Below are 5,646 nucleotides of genomic sequence, written 5' to 3'. Positions count from 1 at the left end.
AGGGCAAGGGAGAGGCGGCTCGATTTTTTCATGTAACTTTTATTGTTACATTTGTTTTGCCTGTCAAGCAGGCTCATGCAATCGCCTCGCAGCTCCTTTAGAACAATCTTACGATATATCTTGAAATCGCCATAAACGGTGGCAATATGGGGATAACGACAGTTTATGATATATCGGAGATATGATTATGCGTGATTATTGGAAGGGTGGCGAACCCAATTGGCGCCGGCTCGAAGCCATGGCCCGCCGCAAATGGGCGCGTTTCGCCGCTGGCGCCGAAGGCGGCGAGGGCTGGCAGAATATGGGCGGTGGCCTGCGCATCGGGCGCATGCTCGCCTCGGGCGATCTGCGGCTGGTGGCGCTCTACCTCATCGAGCAGCAGCCGCGCCACGGCTATGACATCATCAAGGCGGTCGAGGAGAAATCCGCCGGCTTCTACGTGCCCAGCCCCGGCGTCATCTACCCGGCCCTGACCTTTCTGGAGGAAGCCGGCTACGTGACGTCCCAGGCCGATGGCAACAAGAAGCTCTATGCCATCACCGACGAGGGTCGGGAGCACCTGGCCACGAATCGCAAGGCCATCGAGACCACCCTGGATTTCCTCGCCCGCGCCGGCGAGCAGATGCACCGCTTCCGCGACTTCGCCCAGAGCGACTGGTTCGGCGGCGACGAGCAGGGTCCCGGTTCCGACCATCCCGGCGCCGGGCGCGGTCATGGCCCGCGTCCCGACCGCGATCTCAAGGATGTGGTGCCCGAGCTCAACGAGGCCCGCAAGGCGCTCAAATCCGCCTTGCGCAAGGCGCGCCATGCCGGCGAGGACGCCCAGCACGAGGCGGCGGCCATCCTGCGCGAGGCCGCCAGCCGTCTCGAAGCCCTGGGCGAGGACGAGATCGACATCTGATCTTGCCGAAAGGCGAGGGAAACGCTTCCGTGCCGCTAACTAACATGTTAGTAGGGAGGCATGCAGCAAGCCCTTCTCTCCTCCGTCCAGCCCCGCGCCGCCACCCCTGACCGGCAGGCGGCCGGTGAAAAAGTCGCCGCCCGCCTGCGCGGGCGGCTGCGTGGCCAGATCCATACCGATCCGTTGATGACCTATGCCTGGAGCGGCGATGCCAGTTCCTACCGGCTGATCCCGGCCGTGGTGGTGTTCATCAATACAGAGGACGAGGTGCGCGCCGTGTTCGAGGCGGCCCGCGCCGAGGGGCTGCCCATCACCTTCCGCGCCGCCGGCACCTCGCTATCCGGCCAGGCGGTGACCGATGGGGTGCTGGCCGTTCTTGGCGATGGCTGGCGCAAGCTCGACATCCACCCCGGCGCCGACCGGGTGACGCTGGGGCCCGCCATCATCGTCGCCCAGGCCAACAAGGCGCTCAAGCCCTTCAACAAGAAGCTCGGTCCCGATCCCGCCAGCCAGGCCACCGCCAAGATCGGCGGCGTGGTCAACAACAATTCCTCCGGCATGTGCTGCGGGGTGGCCCACAACACCTATCACACCATGGCGCGGCTGCGCCTGGTTCTGGCCGATGGCACCATGCTCGACAGCGGCGATCCGGCCTCCTGCGCCGCCTTCCGCCAGAGCCACAAATCCCTGCTCGACGGCCTGCACGATCTGCACCACCAGGTGATGGACGATGCTGAGCTGACCGCGCTCATCCGCCACAAATATCGCATCAAGAATACGGTGGGCTATTCGCTCAACGCCCTGGTCGACTTCCATGACCCGCTCGATATCCTCATCCACCTGATGGTGGGCTCGGAAGGCACCTTGGGTTTCGTCTCCGAGGTCACCTACAACACCATTCCCGAGCATCCCTTCAAGGCCACCGGCCTCATCCCCTTTCCCGATCCGCAATCGGCCGGCCGCGCCATTATCGAAATGGCCAATGGCGGGGTGCAGGTCACCACCGGCATCACCGCCGCCGAATATATCGAGCGCCGCGCCCTGGCCACGGTGGAGCATCTGGCGCCCATGGCCCCGCTCCTGCCCTGGCTCACGGAAAATTCTCCCGCCGTGCTCATCGACGTCACTGCCCCCGATGCGGAAACGCTTGAAAGCGAGGTGAAAAAGGCCGAGGCCCTGCTCGCCCGCCACGGCGCCACCCAGATCGATCTGTCCACCGACGAGGCGCGCAGCCACGCGCTCTGGGATATCCGCAAGGGCTTTTTCGCCTCCGCCGGCGCCGCCCGCCCCAAGGGCAGCATCATGCTAACCGAGGACGTGGCCGCCCCCATCGAGCGGCTGGCCGATTTCGTCGTCGATCTGCGCGCCATGCTCGACGATCATGGCTATCCCGATGCGGTGATCTTCGGCCATGCCCTGGCCGGCAATCTGCACTTCCAGATGGGCGACGATTTCCTCCTGCCTGAATCGGCGGGCAAATTCGACCGCTTCTCCAAAGCGTTGAGCGATCTGGTCTCGGTGCGCTATGGCGGCTCGCTCAAGGCCGAGCACGGCACCGGCCGCGCCATCGCCCCCTTTGTCGAGGCGGAATGGGGCGCCAAGGCCTATGGGCTGATGCGCGCCATCAAGGCGCTGTTCGATCCCGAGGGCCTGCTCAATCCCGGCGTGCTGCTCAATGACGACGCCAATATCCACGTCAAGAATCTCAAGACCATGCCGCAGGCCGACGAGCTGGTCGATCTGTGCATCGAGTGCGGCTTTTGCGAGCCGGCCTGCCCCAGCCATCACATGACGCTCACCCCGCGCCAGCGCATCGCCGTCACCCGCGAGCGCGAGCGCCTGCGCAGCACCGGCGAGGACCCGGAGCGCCTGCGCCGGCTCGATGACGATTTCGCCTATGCCGGGCTCGACACCTGCGCCGCCTGCAATCTCTGCTCCCTGCGCTGCCCGGTCGGCATCGAAACCGGCACCATGATTATCGGCCAGCGCGCCCGTCGGCGCGGCGCCATGGCCGAATCCGTCGCCGGTTTTGCCGCCGATCATTTGGGAGCCGTCGAACGCACCATGCGCGCCGGGCTGGGCCTTGCCGATGCGGCCCGCGCCGTCATTCCCGCCCCGGCCCTCGAAGCGGTTACGGAAACGGCGCGCCGGGTCACCGGCGGGCGCGTGCCGCGCCTCTCCCGCGCGCTCCATCGCGGCCCCGGCGCGCCCAAGGCGCGCGAAACCCGGCAGGATCCGCGCCGCACCGGCTTTCCGGTGCCCATCGCCCAGACCGGCCGTCCTGCGGTGGTTTATTTCCCTGCCTGCCCCAGCCGGCTCTTCGGCACGCCCAAAACCGAGCATGACCTGCTCTCCGGCCCCGATGCGCTCGTAACCCTTCTGGAGCGGGCAGGCTATGACGTCATAATACCCGAAAACCTCACCGGCCAGTGCTGTGGCCAGCCCTTCCAGTCCAAGGGCTTTCCCGAGGCGGCGGCGCTCACGGGCTCGGCGCTGTCGCGCGAGCTTTCGGCGCTCTCCGATGCCGGCCGGCTCAGCGTGGTCACCGACGCCTCCACCTGCGCCAAGCATCTGCGCGATTTTCCCGGCGATGCCCCGGTGCTCGATTCGGCCATCTTCCTATCCGCGCATGTGCTGCCCCGGCTGACCCTCACCCGCAAGCTGCCGGTGGTCGCGGTGCATCACAATTGCTCGGCCCAGCGCCTCGCCGAACAGCCGGCGACCGAAAGCATCGCGGCGGCCTGCGCCGAGCGTGTCGCGCTGCTCTCCTCGGTCACCTGCTGCGGCTATGCCGGCGACAAGGGCCTGTTCACCCCCGAGCTCAATGCCCATGCCACCCGCTTCGTCGCGGGGGATATTCCCCCCGATTGCACGCTGGGCGTCTCGACCGTCTCCACCTGTGCGTCTGGGCTCAGCGAACATGCGGGGGTGCCGTTCGTGGGACTGGCGAGCCTGCTGGAATGGGCGAGCCGGCCGCTATCGTAAGGCCCATTCACCCCAGGGACCGGGTGAGGGGGCCTTTGCTTGCGCTACAGGCATCAGCCCGCTACTGAACCGCCAGCAAGCCCCGGACGATCATGACCATCACCGCCACCATTTCCAGCCTCGGCCACAAGGGCGAGGGCATCGTCGAAATCGACGGGCGTAAAATCTTCGTGCCGCTGGCGCTGCCGGGCGAAACCGTGCGGCTTGATGTTGAAGGCGATCGCGGCGGGCTTGTCGAGGTCCTGGCGCCCTCGCCCGAGCGCATCGATCCCTTCTGCCGCCATTTCGGCGCCTGCGGCGGCTGCCAGCTCCAGCACCTGTCCGGTCCCGCCTATGAGGCGTTCAAGATCGCGCTGGTGGAAACGCCGCTGCTCCTTGCCGGTATTAAAGCCAGTGTGTCCCGCTTCATTCCCGCCGGCGGCACCGGCCGCCGCCGCGCCACCCTGCATGCGCGGCGCGAGGGAGCCGGCTATATGCGGCTCAAAAGCCACCAGGTGCATGACCTGGATGCCTGCCCCATTCTCGATCCCGCGCTCAGCCGAGCGCCCGCTATCGCCCGCGCCATCGGGACCGCGCTGGGCGAGGCCGATGTCAGCTTCACCGCCACCCTGAGCGGGCTCGATGTCGCCATCCGCACCGCCCGAAAACAGGCGCGACCGGAAAAACTTGTCCCCCTGGCCACCCGCTTCGGCCTCGCCCGGCTGGCGCTCAATGGCGAAATGGTGCTGCAGGCCCAGGCGCCGCTGGTGGAGATGGGCCGCGCCCGGGTGGAGCTGCCCATCGGCAGTTTCCTCCAGGCCACCGCCGCCGCCGAAGAGGCGCTGGCCGCCTATGTGCTCGCGGCGGTGGAGCCGGCCCGCTCGGTGGCCGATCTGTTTTGCGGCGTCGGCCCCTTCGCGCTGCGGCTGGCCGAAAAGCGACCGGTCTTTGCCGCTGACAGCGACCGCAATGCCGTTGCCGCGCTCGACCGGGCGAGGCGCTTCGCCAAGGGGCTCAAGCCGATCACCGCCAAGGCACGCGATCTCTTCCGCGATCCCCTCACCCGTTTCGAGCTGGATTACGATGCCGTCGTGCTCGATCCGCCCCGCGCCGGGGCCGAGGCGCAGACGCGCGAGCTGGCCCTGTCCGGGGTCAAGACCATCGTCATGATCGCCTGTGACGCAAGCAGTTTTGCCCGCGACGCCGCCATCCTGACGGCCGCAGGCTATGGGCTCAGCGACCTCGTGGCCTTCGACCAGTTCGTCCAATCAACCCATGTGGAAATCGCTGCGACCTTCAAATCTCCATCAAATTGAACGCTTTTGCCCGCAACCCTGCCCCATTGCAGGCGTTTAAGCAGCGTCCATTTACAAACCTTGCCGGCGAGCGGAGGGCGCCGGCCGCCAAGGAGAATTCGATATGTTGGCTTGGAAATCCCTCGTGAGCGCCGGGGCGCTCGCACTTGCGCTCGTTTTGCCCGCGAGCGCCGCCGATAACGCGATCAATGGCCGCTGGATGGATGCCGAAGGCACCATGTTCACCTTTCGCCTCTGCGGCGACGGCACGACGCTGTGCGGCACGCTCAACGATATTCAGGGCGCCTCGCGCACCGAAAAGAACATGGCCTATGTCAACCAGCAGGTGGTGACCGCCGAGCAGGCCGCGCCTAACAAATGGAAGGGCACGGTCAATTACGGGGGCAGCCGGGCCGCTGCCACCGTCACCCAGACCGGCCCCGACACCATCGAGATCCAGGGCTGCCAATTGCTGATCCTGTGCGA

General features: G+C 66.5%; 4 protein-coding genes. All 4 read left to right on the top strand.

Annotation, left to right across the window (positions count from 1 at the left end):
- The first annotated feature begins 187 nt into the window (after positions 1-187).
- The gene (locus VDP82_RS13050; RefSeq protein WP_323015282.1) at positions 188-901 is read left to right on the top strand and encodes a PadR family transcriptional regulator; all 714 of its coding nucleotides are present in this window, start codon (positions 188-190) and stop codon (positions 899-901) included.
- A 60-nt stretch (positions 902-961) separates the two neighbouring features.
- A complete protein-coding gene (locus VDP82_RS13045) occupies positions 962-3,886 on the top strand; it encodes an FAD-binding and (Fe-S)-binding domain-containing protein (protein WP_323015281.1) in 2,925 nt (974 codons plus the stop codon).
- Between the two features lie 92 nt (positions 3,887-3,978).
- The gene (locus VDP82_RS13040; RefSeq protein WP_323015280.1) at positions 3,979-5,181 is read left to right on the top strand and encodes an RNA methyltransferase; all 1,203 of its coding nucleotides are present in this window, start codon (positions 3,979-3,981) and stop codon (positions 5,179-5,181) included.
- A gap of 124 nt (positions 5,182-5,305) precedes the next feature.
- On the top strand, positions 5,306-5,646 hold a 341-nt coding region (locus VDP82_RS13035; protein WP_323015279.1), incomplete at its 3' end, for a hypothetical protein.

The organism is Devosia sp., assembly GCF_034675085.1.
GTDB lineage: Bacteria > Pseudomonadota > Alphaproteobacteria > Rhizobiales > Devosiaceae > Devosia.
This window is presented reverse-complemented; position numbering and strand designations above follow the sequence as displayed.